This window comes from uncultured Methanobrevibacter sp. (assembly GCF_902801725.1).
Classification (GTDB): Archaea; Methanobacteriota; Methanobacteria; order Methanobacteriales; family Methanobacteriaceae; genus Methanocatella.
The window spans coordinates 12,280-33,266 of record NZ_CADCJB010000017.1 but is presented as its reverse complement, the minus strand read 5'-3'; the positions used below and the strand labels follow the sequence as shown (position 1 = coordinate 33,266).

Sequence of the window (20,987 nt, the reverse complement as noted above, 5' to 3'; positions counted from 1 at the left end):
TATTATGGTTAATGTAGGAGTTTTAGGTGCAACTGGAATGGTTGGTCAAAGGTTCATACAATTGCTTGCCAATCATCCTGATTTTGAAATTACTGCTTTGGCGGCTTCATCTAGATCCGCAGGAAAAAGGTATGAGGATGCAACTACATGGTATATGGATAATGAAATGCCGGAATCAGTCAGGGACATTATAGTTACAGAAACTAATCCTGATGCTATGGACAATGATGTGGATATTGTATTTTCATCTCTCCCTACAGATTTTGCGCTAAAAGTTGAAAAGGAATTTGCAAAGGATTATGTTGTTGCAAGTAATGCGAGTGCACACAGGATGAAAAAGAACATTCCATTGGTAATTCCTGAAGTCAATCCGGACTGTCTGGATATGATTGATGCTCAGCAAAAGGAAAATGACTGGGATGGATTCATAGTTACCAATCCTAACTGTTCCACTATTGCTTTAGCTTTAACATTAAAACCTATTGTGGATAATTTTAATGTTAATTCAGTTAGAGTATCAACCATGCAGGCCGTATCTGGTGCAGGATACAATGGTGTTCCATCAATGGCCATTGTAGACAATCTTGTTCCTTATATTGGTGGGGAAGAGGAAAAGATGGAAAGTGAATCCCTTTACCTGTTAGGTTCTTATGACGGAAATGATGTTGTACGTGCAGATTTCAAATTGAGTGCATCATGTCATAGGGTGGCTGTTATTGATGGTCATACCGAAGCAGTATTCATAGAATTGGATGATGACTTTGACATTGCTGATGTTAAAGATAGCATGGCAAACTTTAAAGGATTGCCACAAGAACTTAATTTATTCTCAGCTCCTGAAAATCCTGTGATTATAAAAGAGGAAGAAAACAGGCCACAACCAAGAATGGATAGGAATGCAGGTAACGGTATGGCTGTTAGTGTTGGCAGATTAAGAAAAGACCAAGTATTTGATAACAGCTTTAAATATGTGCTTGTAGGTCATAACACTATTCGTGGTGCTGCTGGAGCTTCTATATTGAATGCTGAATTGATAAATGATAAAATACTCTAATTTTATCAATTTTTTTTATTTATTTTTTTTAATATTTTCTATTTTTTAATTCTTTTTTCTATATGTTTTTAATTTTATTTTTAAGTTAATTTAAGGGTTTAATTTAAATAGTATAAAATTAATATTTTATATCAAGGAATTATATTGTACAATATATCGAAATTTTTAAATTCGTTAATAGTTGTAATTTGAATTCGATATTGGGATAAAAATTTTAACTAAGGGATAGAATGGAAATAGGAATTGATGCTGAAAAAGATACTCTACAATCTTTAATTCGGTCTTGCCTATTGGAGCTTAATCGGCTTAAATTGGAGTTAACAAAGTTAGAAGTCGAAAAATCAAATGATAATACTCCATTGAGGATTAAAGAGCTCGAAAAAGACATTGTAGAAAAAGAAAAAGAAGTTTCTGTTATTAAATTCAAAGCGGAAGATGAGATTAATCTTTTGAAAAAGCAACTTGATGAAAAGGATATTCTTATCAAAAATCAAGAGGACAGGATTTATGAATTGGATTATGTCAATAATTCTCTTGATGAAATTAAGGATTACTTCGCTGAACAGTTGAAGGAGTATAAGAAAAAGGAATTGGCTGATGTCAATGAAAGATTGAACGAATCCTTCAGGAGCGTTGCTGAAAAGGATGCGCAAATCAACTCTCTTTCAAGAACAATTGATGAGTATAAAATCAAAGTAATCAAGTTGGAGAATAACGTTGAATCTCAGAATCAAATTTTGGAACTTGAAAAGCAAATCGAGCTTAAAAACAATGAGCTTACTCTTAAAGATACTGAAATTTCCAAAAAAGAAAGTGAGCTCTCTCTTTTAAAAGAACAAACTATCCCTAAAGAGGAATATGCTCTGCTACAATCCAAATTTGAATCTGAAATCAGTGCAATGGATACTGAAATTGCTAATTTAAAAGAACATACTATCCCTAAACAAGACTATGACAATTTACAATCCCAATTTGAATCTGAAATTAGCAATTTGGATACTTTATTAAATAATCTTAAAGAAAAAACAATTCCTAAAGAAGAGCACATATCAGTTATTAATAAGTTGGAAAATAAACTTGCAGCTACAAATACTGAGCTTGAATATCTAAAAGAAAAGACTATTCCTCGTGAAGATTACATTTCCCTTCAAACTAAATTGGAAGGAGAAATCATTACAAAAGATAATGAACTCAGGTATTTGAAGGAACGAACCATTCCTAAAGAGGATTATCTTAAACTTCAAAATGAGTTGAATAGGAAAAATGATAAGATCAAAAGGTTAGAGGAAATCAATACATTCTTCAATGAGCTTCAGGAAGAACAAGATGCTTATGAAACTATGGATGTAACTCCACCTTTCAGATTAGAGAAAAAACAAGGTAGATAATCCTACCTGATTTTTTACTTTTTTTTTAAAATATTCTTAATTGCTTCTTGTATAACTAATCCTATACATGTCTTCAGGATTATTTTATTTTATCATGATTAACTTACGAATAATTAATTATTGTTGTAAGTATTTTGATAGTTATGATGGGTCATGTTAAAATAATCAAAGCTATATGTCATAATTAGTGGTTTATTTTTTGATGCTGTTGGAGGTTATTTTTTTTCTTACTTCAATTTACTTTATACCATAAAGTATTTATATAACCTTAAACTCATGTATTATGTAGAAAGGTTTAGTCAACACTATAACTTATTTTCTCATGTTGATAATTAAACTGATCTAATTATTTATAAAATTAAAAAAAGGTGATTATTAATGGCACAAGGACAACCAATTTTTATTTTACCGGAAGGTACTAACAGGTCTGTCGGCAGAGATGCTCAAAGAAATAACATTTTAGCTGGAAAAGTATTAGCTGAAACTGTAAGAACTACTTTAGGTCCAAAAGGAATGGACAAAATGTTAGTCGACGGACTAGGAGATATTGTAGTAACCAACGACGGTGTAACAATCTTAAAAGAAATGGATATTGAACATCCTGCAGCAAAAATGCTCGTAGAAGTAGCAAAAACCCAAGAAGATGAAGTTGGAGACGGAACTACTACTGCAGTTATCATTGCTGGAGAATTATTGAAAAAATCCGAAAGCTTACTTGATTCAGACATTCACCCAACAATCATTGCTATGGGTTACAGAAAAGCTGCAGAAAAAGCACAAGAAATTTTAGACGAAATTGCAATTGATGATGTTGACTCTGAAATTTTACTCAAAGTAGCTATGACTGCTATGACTGGTAAAGGAACTGAAGCTGCACGTGAACCATTAGCAAAATTAATCGTTGAAGCTGTTGAAGCAGTCGAAGACAACGGTGAAGTTGACATTGACAACATCAAAATTGAGAAAAAAGACGGCGCTGTTGTTGAAGAATCCAACTTAGTTGAAGGTGTAATCGTAGACAAAGAAAGAGTACACCCAGGTATGCCATCTGAAATCAAAGACGCAAAAATCGCATTAGTCAACGCTCCATTAGAAGTAAAAGAAACCGAAATGGACGCTGAAATTACCATTACTGACCCTGCTCAAATGCAAGCTTTCATCGAACAAGAAGAAAAAATGGTTAAAGACATGGTTGACAAAGTTGTTGCTGCTGGAGCAAACGTATTGTTCGCACAAAAAGGTATTGACGACTTAGCACAACACTACTTATCCAAAGCAGGCGTTTTAGCAGTTAGAAGAGTTAAAAAATCTGACATTGAAAAATTATCCAGAGCAACCGGTGCAAATGTCGTAACCAACTTAGATGACTTAACCGAAGACGATTTAGGTATTGCTGGTACTGTAGAAGAAAGAAAAATCTCCGGCGAAGACATGATTTTCGTAGAAGAATGTAGCGGAGCTAAATCTGTAACCTTATTCGTAAGAGGAAGTACCAAACACATCGTAGATGAAATCGTAAGAGCAATCGAAGATGCAATCGGTGTAGTAGCAGCTACTGTAGAAGATGACAAAGTTGTTGCTGGTGGAGGAGCTCCTGAAATTGCAATGGCTAAAAAACTCAAAGATTACGCAGAATCCATTTCTGGAAGAGAACAATTAGCTGTAAACGCATTTGCAGAAGCTTTAGAAATCGTACCTAAAACCTTAGCTGAAAATGCTGGTTTAGACAGCATCGACTCATTAGTAGACTTAAGAGCTGCACAAGAAGACTCTTTCTACATGGGATTAGATGTATTTACCGGTGAAGTTGCAGATATGAAAGAAGCTGGTGTAATTGAACCTAAACGTGTCAAAAAACAAGCTATCCAATCTGCATCTGAAGCAGCTGAAATGATTTTAAGAATCGATGATGTAATCGCATCAACCAAAGGCCCTGAAGACATGGGTATGGACCCTGCAGCAATGGGCGGAGGAATGCCTCCAATGATGTAGATTCAAAGAAATTTTCTTAATTTCTTTTCTTTTTTTTATTTTTATGAAACATAGAATTATTTTTAAAACATCGCTTGGCGATGAAGTATACTATTTGAAAGATACTATTTTTGTTAAATTTGGTGTTGACCGTAATGGAATATCCACATCTAAGTTGAATGGAGGATTTTCATCTAATTTTAAAAGCGTTTTCAATCACCATCTCTCACAGGAAAACATTGATTACCTGACTGACCATGACCTATTGCAATATTTGATTGATCATTGTAAACTTTTAGATATTGATTACAGAAAATCAACAGGTCTTGTCACTCTTGCTGAAATGAATCATACAAGCATTTCAACAATGTCATTTAAAAATTTGAAAGTCACTGCAATTACAACTGCCGGTGTCAGAACAAACGCTTCAAGGGCGGGAGACCCTGCATCCTATTATGAAGAATATGGCAAATTTGGTACAATCAATACCATAATTCTGACTAATATTCGTTTGGCTGAAGAGACATTGATTGATGCAGCTGTTACTGCAACGGAAGCAAAGGCAGTTGCATTAAATGATTTGAAAATACCTTCACAGTATTCCAACGGTTATGCTACAGGAACAGGTACTGATGGTTTATGCATATTCTCTAATTTGGAATCTGACAATGTTTTAACCAATGCAGGAAAGCATTCAAAGTTAGGTGAACTGATTGGACAGGCAGTCATTGAATCTGTTAAGAAGGCTGTCAGAAAGCAGGTTTGGATTTCTCCTAAATCTCAATCTAATGTGCTGGTTAGATTAAACAGGTACTCTTTGGACATCAATGAATTTTATGAATCTCTTGACTTTGATAAGAAGGAATTCATAATGATGCTTCAAAAGGAAATGAAAAAACAGGACAATGTGGCAATTGCAAGTTCTATTTTGAATTTGATGGATGAGATTGAATGCGGTCTGATAAAAAAAGATGAAGCATTAGCTTTAGCTAATAAGACGCTTGAAAATTGCAACAGTTATCCAATAAAGAAATTGCTGGAATATTGGATAGATTATTTCATTTAAAGTTAAGCAAAAATTAAATTAGTATAATGGAAAGAATTTACTTCTTGAAATCTTTCCTGATAATTTTGTTTTCCCATGTGGTGAATACGTATCCGTTTTCATCAGAGACGATATTTTCCATAGGCACTAAAGGCACTTTGCCGAGACCTCCCGGTGAATTGTACACATAGGTTGGTTTACACATTCCGCTTGTCCTTCCTTCCAGATGCTTCATGATTTCCAATCCTTTGGAAATGTCAACATCGAAGTGCTGTGTGCTTTTAACATCTTTAGGATGGAAGAGATAATATGGAATTACACGATACTTATGCAATTCTTCATTGGTTTTTTGAATGCAGTACTTGTTGTCATTTATGTTGTGCAATAATACCATCTGATTTCTCACAAGCACTCCATGATCCACTAATGTATCGACTGCCTTTACGGCTTCGGGAGTTATCTCACAGGCATGGTTGAATTGTGTTGAGACATTGACTTTATATTTTCTAAGTAAAACTGCCAGTTCATCATCTATTCTAAATGGGAGTGTTGCCAATGTTCGTGTACCAACTCTCAGAACTTCAACATGGTCAATCTGGGATAATTCATTGAAGATATTTTCTAATTGATTATTGGATAAAAGCAGTGCATCTCCTCCTGTTACCAAAACTTCCCTGATTGTCTCATGGTCTCTTATGAAATCAATTGATTCGTCAATGTATTTTTTGGAAGTGTTTTTGTCGAAGTTGCCTATTAGTCTGCGGCGTTGGCAGTGCCGGCAATACATTGGACATGCATTGGTTACATTAATAATCAGTTTGTTAGGATATCTTCTAGTGATTTTTCCTGACGGATTGGATTGCTCTTCATTCATCGGATCCAATTGTCCTTTATCATCCAATTCTTCAACGCTTGGAACTGACTGTAATTTTATTGGACATTTGGGATTGTCAAAATCAATCAATGAAAAGTAATATGGTGTTATAGCAAATCTGTATTTTTCACTAATTTTTCTTATGTTTTCACATTCTTCTCTTGTGAGGTTTGTATATTTCAAAAGTTCTTCAGCATCACTAATACGATTTTTTAATTGCCATTTATAGTCATTCCAGTCATTTTCACTTGCATTCAATTCGTTTAAAACCTTGTTTTTGTTTTCTGAATATATTTTCCTGGAAAATTCGCTAAATCCGATTCTGATGTTTGCTTTGTGATTCATATCATCAAGAGCTATTCTATCAAGTTCGTCTGATCGAATTAATGATTTTTTTCTATTGGAGTTTATAATACCTACCTCATTTAGAATGATTTTTTGAAACTACTATTCATAATTTCATTTATTTACAATATATTATTTTCTATTCATTAATATTAAAATCTTCTATTGCTCCATTATCTTGAACTATTTTTGCGATAGATTCTTCGGCATTATTTAGTTTTGTATTGCATATTTTAACTAACTGCATCGCTTTTCCAAATTCATCAATAGCATCATCAAGTGGCACATCACCGTTTTCTAATTTGTTTACAATTTCTTCTAATTGTTCTAGACTTTCTTCAAAACTTAATTCTTCCATTATATCACCTTTGTATTAACTGTTCCGTCATCAAATTCAATGTCCAGTTCATCTCCACTTTCGACATCTTTTGCACTTGAAATAACCTTATCATCGATTTTGGCTATTGAATATCCTCTTTTCAATGTTAAAAGGGGGTCCAAAATTGTTAACTTGTCGACATTTCTAAGAAACAGTTCCCTTTTGGTTTTGGTTACCTCTTTAGGGTTTCTTAAAATTGCCCTTGACTCTATTTTGAGCAGTTTATTTTTGTTTTCGGAAATGATGTCTTTGGACGTGAAATTTAATTTGCCTATCAGATTATCCAAATGCATTTGCTTTATTTCATAAATTGACTCGGGAGTTTTGAAAATCTGTTTTTGAGAGATGTCATCAACTTTCTGTTTACTTTGAATCAGTTTGTCATTAATGCTTTTGTTGATTCTTTGATTTAACTGAGTGACTTTATACTTTATTTCGTTTATTTCGGGCACTGCAATTTCAGCTGCTGCAGTTGGTGTTGGGGCTCTTTTGTCTGCAACAAAATCAGATATTGTCCAGTCGGTTTCGTGGCCGACAGCACTGATTACAGGTATTTTGCATGAATGAATTTCGCGTGCAACAATCTCTTCATTGAATGGCCACAAATCTTCAATGCTTCCCCCGCCTCTTCCGACAATTAATGTGTCGATATTGAAGTTTTGAGCATGTCTTATTTGGCGCACAATTTGTCCTGAGGCCATTTCTCCCTGTACGAGTGTTGAGAAAACTAAGATTTCACAATAAGGATATCTCCTTTTGATGGTGGTTATGATATCTTTTACGGCAGCGCCTGTTTGTGCTGTAACAACTCCAATTCTTTTTGGATATTTCGGAATTTCTTTTTTGTGGGCATCGTCAAATAATCCTTCCTTGTCAAGCTTTTTCTTCAGCTGTTCAAAGGCAATATGCAATTCTCCAAGTCCATCTTCGGTAATGCTGCTGGCATACAATTGATATTTGCCGTCTCTTTCATAGACTTCAATTTTACCTTTAACAATTACCTTCATACCGTTTTCGGGTTCAAACTTGAGGTATCGCCTTCTTCCCTTGAACATCACTGCAGGGATTTGGGAATTTTTGTCTTTTAAAGTGAAATAGCTATGTCCGCTTGGATATGTCTTGAAATTTGATATTTCTCCTTTGACATAAATGTTTTTGAGGTTATTGTCAAATTTCAACTTCTTGTTGATATAGGCATTGATTTGAGATACTGTCAGGTATTCGTTCTCCATACATTCACCTTTTAAGTAATGTTGTTATTATGTTGTTTGCAATTAATACAATTTTTCATTCGGGGGTCATTTATGGTGTCTGTCTGTAATTCGGAAGTTATTTTGCCGACAAATTAAATAATATTCAATATTTTTATATATTAAATTGAATATACTTCAAAATAGGAATTAATTTTAACTAAAAACTGAACATTCATGGAGTTTTTATTATGGCAGCTTTTGAAAGGGTAAAATCAGGAATTGATGAATTGGACGAAACGTTGGATAATATCCGCTTAGGCGATAATGTAGTTTGGCAGGTTTCAAATTTAAAGGAATTTTCATATTTTGTAAATCCTTATGTCAAACAGGCATTGGAGGATAAAAGAAATCTTATTTACATAAATTTTGGTCAGCATGAACCTTTGATTGAGATGAGTGATGATGATTTTGAAAGATTGGAAGAGGAAAGGAAAAATCAGGATTCCGAGTTTGCAATGATTGAAAAGGACGGGATTAAAATCTATAAGGTTGACCCGATGGAACAGTTCGAGTCCTTCACATTGGAGGTTCACAATATCATTACAAAGGAAGGTTATGATGCATTTTATGTGTTCGATTGCCTTTCTGACCTTCAGGCCGCATGGGCAACCGATTTGATGATGGGCAATTTTTTCAGGGTCACATGTCCATATCTCTTTATTTTGGATACTGTTGCATTTTTCCCGGTCATCAGAGGAAAGCATTCTTTCGAATCAATTGCAAAAATTAGGGAAACAACTCAACTCTTCCTGGATGTATACTCTAATAATGATGATGTTTATGTACATCCTTTGAAAGTATGGAACAGATATTCTCAGACAATGTTTTTAGGACATAAGTACAATCCGGAAACCGGTGAAGTTACAACTCTGACTGATGGTCTGGAAGTTTCCAAATTTTATCAGGTAATCAATTCAGCCTCTGCATACAACAATGAGCAGAATACAGACAGTTGGGAGCGATTTTTCACAGCTACCGAGCTGCTGCATCAAAATGGTGTTGATGTCTCGGACAGGTGCGACCTGATGTGTGGCATGATGATGGCAAAGGATGAGAAGGTAAGCGAGAAGATAAAGAAATACTTCGACTATGAGGACTATATCAGCATCCACAATAGGCTGGTTGGAAGTGGAATGATTGGGGGTAAAGCATGTGGAATGCTTTTAGCTCGTAAAATCATTGAAAAAGAGCGTCCTGACTTATATGCCAATTTTGAGCCTGACGATTCATTTTATATAGGTTCCGATTTGTTCTATACATACATTGTTTTCAACGATTTGTGGAACATTCGCGTAAAACAGAGAACCAAGGAAGGATACTATGAAGCAGGCCGTGAACTGGAAGAAGGATTGAAAAATGGAGTATTTCCGGATGATATCAAGAATGAATTCCGACGGGTTCTGGATTATTTCGGTCAAAGCCCTATTATTGTGCGTTCAAGCAGTCTTTTGGAAGATGGATTCGGAAATGCTTTTGCTGGTAAATATGAATCAGTGTTCTGTGTCAACAGAGGGTCTCTTGAAGAGCGTCTACAGGCATTTGAGGATGCAGTCAAAACAGTATATGCAAGTATGATGAATATTTCCGCATTGGAATACCGGTCTTTAAATGATTTGGATGACTGTGATGAACAGATGGGGCTTTTAGTTCAGAGAGTTTCCGGATCATACTATGGAGATTACTTTTTCCCGACAATTGCAGGTGTAGGATTTTCATATTCTCCATATTCTCCTGAACCTGACATGGGACGTAATGGCGGAATGCTCAGGCTTGTTATGGGTTTGGGTACAAAAGCTGTGGACAGGACACAAAATGATTATCCGAGAATAATTAACCTTGATAGACCTCATGCAATTGACCACCCTGATGTTGCGGAGCGACACAAATACTCTCAGCACTCCCTTGACGTTCTGGATTTGAAGGAAATTTCACTGCATGAAATTCCTGTCGATGAAGGTTTGGAAGTTCTTCCAAGATATGCCAAGCGTCCTGTAATTGAGCACGACAGCGAGGCAGAGAGAAGATTTAGGGAAAGAGGTCAAAGAAGGGAAATAGTGTTCGTGAATTGTAATGGTATTGTAAACAATGACCGGTTCATTGGAATGATGAAGGAGCTTCTAAAAACTCTTGAGATGGCCTATGACTATCCTGTCGATGTTGAATATACTGTAAATATTGGTGAAAACAACTCATTTGTAGTTAATCTTCTGCAGTGCAGGCCACTTCAGGTTTCAACAACAAAGGAAATCATTGAAATACCAAAAGATGTTGGTGAAACATATTTCCATATTAAAAAGGCATCAATGGGACGTTCAAGAAAAGAAAACATAGATACGCTGGTCTATGTTGATTCTCATAGGTATTATGAATATCCATATGCTAAAAAAAGCTTGATTGCCAGAATAATTGGCGAAATAAATGAGTACTGCAAAAACAATGAAAGGACATCCATGCTGATTGTTCCCGGAAGAATAGGAACTTCATCACCCGAACTTGGAATTCCTGTTGTATTTGCAGAAATAAGTCAATTCAGTGCCATTCTTGAGGAATCCTACAGTAAGGTGGGATATGTTCCTGAATTGTCATTTGGAAGCCACATGTTTCAGGATCTTGTTGAAGCGGATATATATTATGGGGCTATTTTTGAAAATGAAAAGAGATTGGCCTTCAATAAAGACATGATTGAAAAGTATCCTAACAGGCTGGTTGATATCAACCCAGAGCTTGATGATGATGTCTATGAAATGATACATGTCGTTGACTTCGATGAGGATAATCTTGAATTTTATCATGATATGGAAAACGATGAAAGTAAATGTATTTTAAACTGAAACTACATATTATTTATTAGGTGTTCCTAATGAGAATTAAAAATGAATTATTTGGAAAGGAAATTCTGGATGCTGATATTCAAATTGTAGGTAAAGTCTCTGATGTTATCTTTGATAAGGACACATTTGAGTTAACTGACCTTGTTATCAAAAAATCAGGGTTTTCTGAACAGATTAAAGCTAGTGAAAATGTTATTCCAATTGAGCTTGTAAAAGTAATTGGGGATAAGATTTTACTTAAGGGTGAAGATGATTTATAATGACTTCAAAAGAATACTTAATTGATTTATTAAAGAAAAATGAAGTATTTCTTGAAGGTGATTTTACTTTATCTTCAGGAAAGAAAAGCAATTATTACATTAACATGAAAAAAGCCATTACAGAACCTGACATTCTGTCTACAATTTCCAGTTTAATCACTGACAAAATCAAGGATGATGAAATTGATAAGGTTGCAGGTCCTGCTTTGGGGGCAGTTCCAATAGCTACAGCTGTTTCTCTTGAATCAAAACTTCCATTATTGATGATTCGTAAGGAAAAGAAAGGATATGGTACTTCAAAATTGATTGAAGGCGAACTTTTAGAAGGTGATAACGTTATTGTTGTTGAAGACGTGTCAACTACTGGAGGATCACTTTTAAAAGCAATCAAAGCCATTCAGGACAATGGAGGTAATGTAAAAAGAGCTTTTGTTGTTGTAGATAGACAGGAAGGGGCTATGGAAGAGTTTGAAAAAGAAGGCATAACTCTTGAGCCTTTGATAACTGTCAATGAATTTTTTGATTAAAAATGATGATGAAATTTGATTTCATCATACATTACTATTTTTTCACGTGATGAACAAAATGTGGGAGTTCATCGATGATAATACTTAGAGCAGTTTTTACTGCATTTGGTGAGCCGGGCATTGAAAAAATTACCGTATTTTTATAAATTCCTGCTGTTGCTCGGGATAATAGTGCGGCAGCACCGATTTCTTCATAAGATTTGACTCTAAATATCTCACCGAATCCCTCTAATTTTTTTCTGAAAAGTGATTCAACGGTTTCAACTGTAATGTCTCTTGCATCCAATCCAGTTCCGCCGGTTGTTAAAATGACATCAATGTCATCGTCTACCATTTCATTAATTGCATTAATTAAATCTTTGCTCTCATCAGGGATTATTTTTCGTGAATTTAATGTGTATCGTGTTTCAATTTCTTGCGCAATATATTTTCCGGACAGATCCGCTTTTTTTGATTTTCTACTGTCACTAAGTGTTATTATTCCACAACTAATGTCTTTGGATGATTCTTTTTGATGTTCTTTTGCAGTTTCACTTTTCATGATTCATCACATTTTTTATTTTTTAAGTAATTTTTTTATCTGTTCATACTCATTTAAATTATTTATCAATTTTGAAGACGGATAAAAAAGACTGCCATAGTTTACTTCACTTTGTACAAATAATTCTGATTTTAAAATCAGGTATATGTGATATTTTACTGTATTGTAGTCCAAATTCAATTCATTAGATAATTGATTGGTATTGTGTGGTTCTTTTAAGATTTTATCGATAATTTTAACAGTGGTTTTTCCGCCTTTTCGTCCCAATATTAAATTATTCATTTTTCTAACGATTGGGGTTAAATTATTTTTCTTCATGATTCACCTCCTTATATGTTGAATAGAGCTCAGATGCCCATTTTAGACTATTTTCAGATTTTCCAATTAATATCTGAGAATCGTCGTAATGACCATCTTTGAAAAAGAGAGTTAAGGACATAAACTCTGGTGAATAGGTCAAAAATATTTTCAAATTCTTTTTCACACAAATTATCTTCACTTTTTTATTTCTAAGCAGAGCTTTTTTCAATGATTCGTTTAATCTTATTGAGCTTAGAATTTCTTTGCTTATGACCAATTCCAGATAATTTAATTTATTTTCATTTAATAGTCCTATAATGTGCCTAAAGTGATTTTCAGAGTATATGGGCATTATTATTTTCAGTTCTTTGGATGTTGAAATTAAGTTTATGTACTTGTTGAACGCATTGGACAGGTCGCTGGTTGTTGATGTGATGTATGTCGCATCCTTTAAAAGATGCATATTTTTTAAAAGTTCTTTAGGAATGCCCTTCAGGTCATGATTGTCCCAAAATGAAGTATTTTTATTTATGGATGACCAGTTTTCAATAAGTTTTATCATATTGGTGGCCAATAAAAAGCCATTTGATGTTAACTGGTATTTCTTTTGAACTTTCCGAATCAGGTTTTTGGTTTCAAGTTCCTTAAGTCCATGCAGTATGGTGGCTGATGGCTTTTTCAATTCGTTTCTTAATTCTTCCAAATTCTTGGGGCTCCTGTACATTGCTAAAATTAATCTTGATCTCATTGTGGATGTTAAAATATATTTAATGTTCTTATATTCTTCATTTAATTGGCGTTTAGTCTGTATGTTTGTCATTATAATCACATTTTTTCTTTCATTGTTGTAAAAAGATCGTCTGCCCATTTTTGTGATTTTTCGCTGGAGGATATTAGGATTCTATTCTGGTCGAAGCTGCCGTCATTTTTGAATAATCCCAAACTCATTGATTCATCACATAATGTCAAATATAATTTTAATTCATCTGCAGTTGTATAAACTTTCAGCCGACCATTTTTGGTGGCGGATTTGCGTATGTCCTCTTCAATTTCCAATATCATCTTTTTAAACATGTTTTTTGGAATTATAAGTTCAACTGTTCCGTCATTTTCCAGAATATTTTCAATCAGTTGGGGGTATTCAGGGTGGAGATAGGGGAAAATGGCTTTGATGTTTCTTGATTCGATAATCTTTTTTTTAATGGTGTTGTGGGTTTTGTATATGTCCAGAGGGCTTGTTTTCACCAGCTTGGAATCTTTCAAATCAATGATGTTCTGTATTGATTCGATGCTTAATTGATCGATGTTATGCTTGTTCCAGAAGTCATTGAAATCATTTATCAAATCCACACTCATTTTAAAGTCCATCAAATTTTTGTAATAGATTTCGCTCAGAGGATTCAGGTAGTATTTGTTTTTCTTTTTGGTTACGTAGTTGTGTTCTTCAAGCTTTGTTAAGTTGCTTGAAATGGAGCTGTATGTAATTTTAGTTGTTTTTACAAGGTCTTTTACTGATTTGGGTTTGTTTTGCAGTTCACTTATAATTTTCAGCCGAATTTCTGATTTTGCAAGAAATTTTATGTCGCTATTTAAATCATAATGGCTAATCATTTTTTTTCAACCTCCATTGTTTTGCAATTCATGAATGTAATATATTTATTTCATAAATATTTTACAATAGTAGATTTAATTTTTAAATGTTAAATATATTATTCAAATTTCCCTACAATTTTCCTCCAATTTCCCTCCAAATTTCCTCCAAATTCATTCCAATTTATATCAAAATGAATATATTGTGTAGACTTGAATTTATCTTTAATTTCATAAATTTTAAACAATTTTTCAATATCGCGTCATTATAAATATTTTGCCAAGTTTTATTAAATCTGTTAAATAAACTATGTTTATGGAAATTTGTTATGTGTTGGATGCATCGGCATTCATCAATGGGTTTCAATTGGAATCTAAAAATAATTTTACAGTCCCGGAAATCACATCTGAAATTAAAGATTTCGAGTCACGCTTAAAATTTGATGCTGCGCTTGATGAAGGAAGGTTAACCATTAGAGATGTTCCTGAAAAATACATAAAATCTGTCGAGGGCATCATTTCCAAATCAGGTGATGTTTTGAGATTATCTCTTCCGGATAAGAAGCTGATTTCCCTGGCATATATGATGTCTGATGAAGGCAATGACGTTAAGGTAATCAGTGATGACTATACAATTCAGAATACGTTGAAGATAATGAATATTCCTTATTCTGGGGTCATCACCGAAGGAATCAAAGGTGTTTACAATTGGAAAAAGGTCTGTGAAGGATGTAAAAAGGAGTATGATGATGATTATCCTTTTGATGACTGTGAAATTTGCGGATCCAAAATATTTAAGAAAAGAATTAAGGTGAACGAATGAGAATTGGCGTTGTGGTTCACGGTCCTAACATAATCGATTCTGGTTATGCGTTAAAGTTGATTGATTTGCTCAAGGAATATGGTGATGTCTCTGCACGGCTTGGCGGAACTATGGGCAGGACAGCTGTAATCGATGCGAGCCTTGAAAATGTCATAGACATTGGAAAAAAGTTGGTTCCAAGCGATTCCTTAAAGATGTTTCATGATGATTGTGTGGATGTAATATTTTTACTCAATTATGGAAAATCTGATGTTACCGGTCAGGTTTTTGGATATAAGGTTTATAATCATTATGTCGAAAAGGTAGATGATAATTCAATTCCTGTTATTCAAATTGAAAGGCCAGGCGAAGACGATGGGAGCATAATATCATGGAATGGGGATTTAAAATTATCTGAAGTATTGTCGCAAAAGCTAAATCTGAATGTGGTTTCACCGGAGGAGGTTTACAACAGTCATATAAGGCAGGATGACATTTCGGATAATATGACTTGCAGGGTTGTTCATGGTGTGAGTCCCGGTGAAAATATCATGGTAAACAGTGTTGTCATAGGAAAAACCGATTCTGACAGGCTCACTCTGATTGCAGAGGACAATCGCATTGTCGATATTGTCGGCGGAACTTTAAAAGGCCATGGCGTTGAGAAGTTAGGTGAAGTTGATTTGGAAAGTGCAATCATCAAAACAGGACTTTTAAGGAAAGCCAAGGTCAAACCCCGTATTTTGCAGAGAGATATTAATGACTGTTTTGAAGTTGCATTTCTAGACCATGCCGGCGAGGACGTTTATAAATTCCGGAAGTGCGATGTGGTCATAACGGTTGGTGATGACACAACATTGATATCTTCTGATATTTTATACAGGTTTGATATACCTATTGTTGGAATTACTGATGGTGATTTGGATAAGGTTGTAGAAGATGGGTTCAAGGCTCAAAATTCTATCATCTTTGAAGTTGAAAGTGGTTTTGATGATGTCTGCGGTCAAGCTATTGAAAAGGAATTGTTTTGCGAAAATCATGTTAATGTCAGTTTTTCGAATATATCTCAGGTTGAGGAAAAAATCATTGAAATAATAAATAATATTAATTGCAAATACAAAATTAATTATATTAATTAAACAGGGAAGTGTTTAAGTGGATTTGAAGAGTCTTGTAAAATCTATTCGTGAATTTGAAGGGGTGTCCCGTAAAAGCTCAATTGATAATGTCATCTCCCTTTTAAAAGAATCATATAATGTTTCAGGAGATGTGGTTATAGATATTGGTGATGATGCTTCTGCAATTGACATTGGTAATAATCAGGTTGTATTGGTTGCAGCCGACGGTATTTGGGGACAGATAATGAATATAAACCCTTACTGGGCAGGGTATTGTTCAGTTTTAGTAAATGTAAATGATATCGCTGCAATGGGTGGTAAACCTTTGGCAATGGTTAATATAATGTCAATAAGCAATGATGATATTTATGAAGATCTTCTTAATGGAATCAAGGACGGATGTTTGAAATTTGGTGTTCCTATGGTTGGAGGACATCTTCATCCTGATGGCGACTGTGATTCTTTGGGTGTTGCTATTGTGGGAATTGCACAAAAGGACAAGATTATCACCAGCTTCGGTGCTGAAGTTGGCGACAAGGTAATTGTTGCAATCGATTTGGATGGCAAACCTCATGAAATGTTCAGCCTGAATTGGGATACCACTTACGATAAGGATGCGAAGCTAGTGCAGGACCAGATTACTGCCGTTCAATATTTGGCTGAAAATGACTATATCAAATCAGGAAAGGACATTTCAAATCCGGGAATTCTTGGAACTTTGGAAATGCTTCTGGAAACATCCAAAAAAGGAGCAATCGTCAATCTGGATGACATTCCAAGAAATGAAACTGTCGAATGGGTGGACTGGCTTAGGGTCTATCCAGGTTCAGGTTTTGTTTTCACAGCCGATGAGGAGTACTGTGAATACATCATGGAATATCTTTCAAGATTTTCCATTGAAGCGGCTGTCGTAGGTGAGGTAACAGACTCCAATTCCCTTTATCTTACTCATGAAGGCGAAAAAATCGAAGTTTTCAATCAGGATGTTAACCCTGTTTTCATTTTTAAATAGTGGTGATATACATGGATTTAGGTCAGATTATTTCAAATTCATTCAAATACCCTTTCTACGATTTTAAAAGATTGGTCATGGTTTGTATTCTATTTGCATTGCTTTTGATTTTACCGATTGGATTGATTTTTAATTCGGATATTGTTCAGATTTTAGGACTGATTGCAATTTTAGCATTCATGTTGATTTTTCCGGGATTCGGAATATCAATCATCAGGAAAGGGTCAGTTCAATCAGAAGAAATTCCATCTTTAAGGATTGGCAGGAATATTGTTGATACACTCAAATTATTGGTATTGAGAATTTTATATATGCTTGTTCCAATAATCATATTTTTGGTCATGATATTTGCGCTCGGCATTGGAATTAGTGGTTCAGGCCTTGATTTTCAGATTAGTTATGCATTATCATCTTTTGGAACAATTTTCATTATAAGTTATATAATCTATCTGCTATTTTCATTGTTGTCAGTTTTGGCAAAAGCCAGATTTGCAGCTCATAACAGCTTAGTTGAAGCTTTAAAGATTCATAAGGTGCTGAAGGATATCAGTGATATTGGTATTGGCAGGGTGATTGGATGGTTTATTCTTATGGGGGTTTTGTTAGGCATACTTTCATTTGTCTGCATATTTATTCTGTTCATTCCATATGTAGGATTCATATTATATCTCTGTTTCGCATTGCCTATTATTCTGATAATTGACAGTTATTCTTTAGGTCTTCTGTATTCAAGCATCTCTAATGATTATGTTGATGTAGATGATGGTGAATATGATTTGGATGAGTTCGAAAAAGAAATTAAGAGATTGAAGTATCTCAATTAAAAGATTAAATTAGGGATTGCATATTTGACATGGCACATATCCTTGATTTATGGCTTCATCCCTTGTATTGAAGAAAACTTTATTGCCTTCAGACATTTTGCTAACGCTTTTGCAGCTTGCTTCATGGAATTTTCCGCTATTTGCATTACCTACGTAACTTGCAGAATCAGAAGTGCTGGTTGAAGTATCGTCCGTTGCGGTGTGGGTGGAGGACGATGAGCTGTGGGAGCTTGCTACATGAGTATCTCCGTTTGCCCAGTCATATGGATAGAACTCGCTTGGAGGCATATACATGATTTCTGCAAGACCTTCCTTTAGAAGCATTTCATTCACATTCTTGCCGTCAACAATAACGACAGCAAGGGTTCTTCCGTAGCGATCATTGTTTTTGGAATTGTCAATGTCAATACCGACTTCCTTGTTCAGACACAGTTTCTGAACAAAATTTTTGGAGGTAATGTAACCTTCGACACCTCTTTCAGGAGTATTTACTCCAACGAAACGGATTTTTTTACCATTGTCCAGATAAATTGTGTCTCCATCGACTACGTTGGTACATACAGCTTTTTCTTCAACATGACAATCTGTATCACTATATTTGCTTAGAATATCTGAATCTGACATGTCTGAGTATTTTGAACTCGGAATGTTGTGTGAAAATCCTGTTCCGGTATATGCGCTGGCGATTGAAATCGCTGAAATAGCTATGATTAGAATAATCAGTAAAGAAAAAAGATGCTTTTTTTGAAATTTCATTTTTTCCCTCCATTGTTTAATTGTTATAATTTTGTGTTAATATAATTTTTGAAAATCAAATAAATAATTTTAATATATAATAACTTAATAAATATATAATATTAAAAATTCTTATTAGGAGATTGTATGTTAATTAAAATTAATGGAGAAGAAATAGACGTGGCAGATGCTTCTACAATTCAGGACGTAATTGATGAAACAAATGCCCCATATACTCCTGGTAGTATTGTTTGTTTGATTAAAGGTAAAAAGGAACTTGAAAAGAATATAAGCAAGTATAAAATTAAAACAAATAAGGGTTCTATAATCATTCAATTGGATGAATCCGATGAAGCAAAGCCTTTGGTTGATGTTTGGAAAAGTCAATATGATGATTTTGTTGACTTGTCCATCAGATGGTCCACTCCGCATGAAGTGGCTATCGGACCTATTGTCACTGATTTGGAACCTACTTCCGATGAGTTCAAATATTATGAGGGGGATGTTGTTTTAAGTTTGTCTAGTTTTAGTAATGAGTCCACTCACTTGGTGATGCTCAAGGAAAACACAACAAATGTCTACAGTGTGCCTCCATATAATAAGGGTATTTTTGCTAGAGTTATCGGTGGTAAAAAAACTTTGGACATTTTGACTGATGATGATTCAGTGAAGGGCATCGAACCGATTATCGAGAGAAGCACTACAACAGATAGTTCTTCCTTTTCAGATTTGAGCACAGTTCTTGAAGAAGGAAATGAATTGTATACCTACATTTCCTTTGACATTGATGAATCTTCACCGATTTGCGTTGAACATTTGTTTTCACTTATTAAGGACGGCAGAATCAAAGTTTCATATGATAGTGAATCATTTATAGGTTTTTATGATTTGGCAGGATTGGAAAAACCTCCTGAAAACACTACTCAAAGGACAAGAGGAACCATTACTGTCAGGAATAATGGTGTCGGTATTGGAAAGCTTTTCATTTATCGTGAAAATAGAGTGCTGACTCCAAATCATACTACTGTGGGTAAAATTGTAAAAGGTATGGAAATTATTGACATTGCCAAACAGAATGATTTCATTACTGTTAAATCCGAACAGAAAAGGTTAATGCTATTGAACAAGACTCAAAAGGAAGCTACGGAAATATTGTCTGCAGCTGGTGTTGAGCACATGATTGATGGATTAATCGATGATGATGCAATCATTGTCGAACAAATCCCAAAACATACAATTGACATATTAAAAGAAGGAAGGGTTGTAACCAAAGCAGTAAATAAAGATGATTTATGTCTAATCAAATTCGTGGAAAATGCACCGAGATCAGTAAGGTACTTCAAATTGCTCTCAGGCCTTTTAGAAAATCCTGTTGGTCAAATCAAGGTTCATTTTGCAGTGCCGGGTATGCACATTGTTATGTTTGAAGGAAATAAGAAATCCGCTAAAGGTTTAATACCTGAAAACAACCCGGTGGATAAGGTAATCAGAGGTCAAATTGGTATTACTAACATGGCTTCAAAAAGTGCCGGTTTGATTGGTATCAGATTTGAGGATAATTTTGAATTTGGTCCAACCGCTGAAAGTTTTGAGGCAACCAATATTATTGGAGACATTGTTTCAGATTATGATAAGCTTGAAAAATTAAAAGAAGGAGTTGTAGTGTATGTCACAGAATCTAACCATGAGTCCTGATTTAGGTAAAGAAGATTGGGATCCTGATGTAATTACTCGGATGATATTTATTGGGCCAGGAGCTCATGTGAGCGAACAGGAAATTGTAAGCGAGTTTCATATGCTTGGATTGCCTCTTACAATTAAGAACACTTGTTATGGATCTATGATTAGTGGTAAAAGTGCAGATGTTTACAAAGCTATTGAGGAAATAAGGAAACTTGACCCTGCACATATTTTCACTAAGGAAAGAGGATTCGCTCCTGGAGACCCAAGAAGATGCAGAGGTCACAGATTCGGGCCTAGGGAAGGTTTCCACCAAATGGAAAAAGAGTACAGAATACTTGGTTTTGTTTCTGAAGCTTTGGAAAATCCTAAAGAAGTCGAAGTAGAAAAGAAAAAACCAATTGATGTTGATGAATTTAAAAAACTCATGAATGAGTGTTTAGATAAAGAAGAATAGG

The 20,987-nt window shown here is 34.6% G+C and carries 21 protein-coding genes; 13 read left to right on the top strand and 8 right to left on the bottom strand.

Features of this window, described 5'->3' with window-relative positions:
• Positions 1-4: 4 nt before the first annotated feature.
• The 4 genes from asd (at position 5) to QZV68_RS05120 (ending at position 5,479) form a co-directional block, all read left to right on the top strand.
• Complete coding sequence (gene asd, locus QZV68_RS05135; RefSeq protein ID WP_296879224.1) at positions 5-1,054, top strand: aspartate-semialdehyde dehydrogenase; 1,050 nt, start codon at positions 5-7, stop codon at positions 1,052-1,054.
• Positions 1,055-1,284: 230 nt separating this feature from the next.
• The gene (locus QZV68_RS05130) at positions 1,285-2,442 is read left to right on the top strand and encodes a hypothetical protein (RefSeq protein WP_296879222.1); all 1,158 of its coding nucleotides are present in this window, start codon (positions 1,285-1,287) and stop codon (positions 2,440-2,442) included.
• Between the two features lie 378 nt (positions 2,443-2,820).
• Positions 2,821-4,434 carry a thermosome subunit alpha gene (gene thsA, locus QZV68_RS05125; protein ID WP_296879220.1) on the top strand — a complete coding sequence of 538 codons (1,614 nt, stop codon included), beginning with the start codon at positions 2,821-2,823 and terminating at the stop codon, positions 4,432-4,434.
• Positions 4,435-4,477: 43 nt separating this feature from the next.
• On the top strand, positions 4,478-5,479 hold the full coding sequence (locus QZV68_RS05120; protein WP_296879218.1) for an adenosylcobinamide amidohydrolase: 1,002 nt from the start codon (positions 4,478-4,480) through the stop codon (positions 5,477-5,479).
• A gap of 37 nt (positions 5,480-5,516) precedes the next feature.
• On the opposite strand, the gene QZV68_RS05115 is transcribed toward QZV68_RS05120, so the two are convergent.
• From QZV68_RS05115 to xseA, 3 genes are all read right to left on the bottom strand, one after another.
• Positions 5,517-6,677, bottom strand: a complete 1,161-nt coding sequence (locus QZV68_RS05115) for a KamA family radical SAM protein (protein WP_296879216.1) — start codon at positions 6,675-6,677, stop codon at positions 5,517-5,519.
• 139 nt (positions 6,678-6,816) lie between these two features.
• Entirely contained in the window at positions 6,817-7,035 is a 219-nt protein-coding gene (locus QZV68_RS05110; RefSeq protein ID WP_296879214.1) for an exodeoxyribonuclease VII small subunit, read from the bottom strand.
• The gene (xseA, locus tag QZV68_RS05105) at positions 7,035-8,288 is read right to left on the bottom strand and encodes an exodeoxyribonuclease VII large subunit (RefSeq protein ID WP_296879212.1); all 1,254 of its coding nucleotides are present in this window, start codon (positions 8,286-8,288) and stop codon (positions 7,035-7,037) included. Before xseA ends, QZV68_RS05110 begins: the two co-directional genes overlap by 1 nt.
• A 209-nt stretch (positions 8,289-8,497) precedes the next feature.
• On the opposite strand from xseA, the gene QZV68_RS05100 reads away from it, so the two are divergent.
• From QZV68_RS05100 to pyrE, 3 genes are read left to right on the top strand one after another with little or no spacing between them, the layout of a single operon-like run.
• Positions 8,498-11,140: a PEP/pyruvate-binding domain-containing protein gene (locus QZV68_RS05100; RefSeq protein ID WP_296879210.1), complete on the top strand. Its 2,643-nt coding sequence runs from the start codon at positions 8,498-8,500 to the stop codon at positions 11,138-11,140.
• A 29-nt stretch (positions 11,141-11,169) separates the two neighbouring features.
• A complete protein-coding gene (locus QZV68_RS05095) occupies positions 11,170-11,400 on the top strand; it encodes a PRC-barrel domain-containing protein (RefSeq protein ID WP_296879208.1) in 231 nt (76 codons plus the stop codon).
• On the top strand, positions 11,400-11,927 hold the full coding sequence (gene pyrE, locus QZV68_RS05090; protein WP_296879207.1) for an orotate phosphoribosyltransferase: 528 nt from the start codon (positions 11,400-11,402) through the stop codon (positions 11,925-11,927). Before QZV68_RS05095 ends, pyrE begins: the two co-directional genes overlap by 1 nt.
• 34 nt (positions 11,928-11,961) lie before the next feature.
• On the opposite strand, the gene QZV68_RS05085 is transcribed toward pyrE, so the two are convergent.
• From QZV68_RS05085 to QZV68_RS05070, 4 genes are read right to left on the bottom strand one after another with little or no spacing between them, the layout of a single operon-like run.
• A complete protein-coding gene (locus QZV68_RS05085) occupies positions 11,962-12,468 on the bottom strand; it encodes a molybdenum cofactor biosynthesis protein B (protein WP_296879205.1) in 507 nt (168 codons plus the stop codon).
• 15 nt (positions 12,469-12,483) lie between these two features.
• Positions 12,484-12,786, bottom strand: coding sequence for an ArsR family transcriptional regulator (locus tag QZV68_RS05080; protein WP_296879204.1), 303 nt, complete (start codon positions 12,784-12,786; stop codon positions 12,484-12,486).
• Positions 12,773-13,588: a winged helix-turn-helix domain-containing protein gene (locus tag QZV68_RS05075; RefSeq protein WP_296879202.1), complete on the bottom strand. Its 816-nt coding sequence runs from the start codon at positions 13,586-13,588 to the stop codon at positions 12,773-12,775. The genes QZV68_RS05080 and QZV68_RS05075 overlap by 14 nt, the downstream gene beginning before the upstream one ends.
• A gap of 5 nt (positions 13,589-13,593) precedes the next feature.
• Positions 13,594-14,379, bottom strand: coding sequence for a winged helix-turn-helix domain-containing protein (locus QZV68_RS05070; protein WP_296879200.1), 786 nt, complete (start codon positions 14,377-14,379; stop codon positions 13,594-13,596).
• 295 nt (positions 14,380-14,674) lie between these two features.
• On the opposite strand from QZV68_RS05070, the gene QZV68_RS05065 reads away from it, so the two are divergent.
• The 4 genes from QZV68_RS05065 to QZV68_RS05050 are packed head-to-tail and all read left to right on the top strand — an operon-like array spanning position 14,675 to position 18,114.
• Entirely contained in the window at positions 14,675-15,181 is a 507-nt protein-coding gene (locus QZV68_RS05065; RefSeq protein ID WP_296879198.1) for a type II toxin-antitoxin system VapC family toxin, read from the top strand.
• Complete coding sequence (locus QZV68_RS05060; protein ID WP_296879196.1) at positions 15,178-16,299, top strand: DUF2117 domain-containing protein; 1,122 nt, start codon at positions 15,178-15,180, stop codon at positions 16,297-16,299. The genes QZV68_RS05065 and QZV68_RS05060 overlap by 4 nt, the downstream gene beginning before the upstream one ends.
• Before the next feature lie 16 nt (positions 16,300-16,315).
• A complete protein-coding gene (locus tag QZV68_RS05055; RefSeq protein ID WP_296879194.1) occupies positions 16,316-17,290 on the top strand; it encodes a methanogenesis marker 2 protein in 975 nt (324 codons plus the stop codon).
• An 11-nt stretch (positions 17,291-17,301) separates the two neighbouring features.
• Positions 17,302-18,114, top strand: coding sequence for a DUF4013 domain-containing protein (locus QZV68_RS05050; protein ID WP_296879192.1), 813 nt, complete (start codon positions 17,302-17,304; stop codon positions 18,112-18,114).
• Between the two features lie 9 nt (positions 18,115-18,123).
• Here QZV68_RS05050 and QZV68_RS05045 read toward each other — a convergent pair whose 3' ends face one another.
• Positions 18,124-18,870: a thermonuclease family protein gene (locus QZV68_RS05045; RefSeq protein ID WP_296879190.1), complete on the bottom strand. Its 747-nt coding sequence runs from the start codon at positions 18,868-18,870 to the stop codon at positions 18,124-18,126.
• Positions 18,871-18,996: 126 nt separating this feature from the next.
• Here QZV68_RS05045 and QZV68_RS05040 point away from each other — a divergent pair, with 126 nt between their 5' ends.
• Both QZV68_RS05040 and QZV68_RS05035 read left to right on the top strand, forming a co-directional pair.
• Complete coding sequence (locus tag QZV68_RS05040; RefSeq protein WP_296879189.1) at positions 18,997-20,544, top strand: methanogenesis marker 3 protein; 1,548 nt, start codon at positions 18,997-18,999, stop codon at positions 20,542-20,544.
• Entirely contained in the window at positions 20,516-20,986 is a 471-nt protein-coding gene (locus QZV68_RS05035) for a methanogenesis marker 6 protein (RefSeq protein WP_296879187.1), read from the top strand. The genes QZV68_RS05040 and QZV68_RS05035 overlap by 29 nt, the downstream gene beginning before the upstream one ends.
• Position 20,987 lies beyond the last annotated feature (1 nt).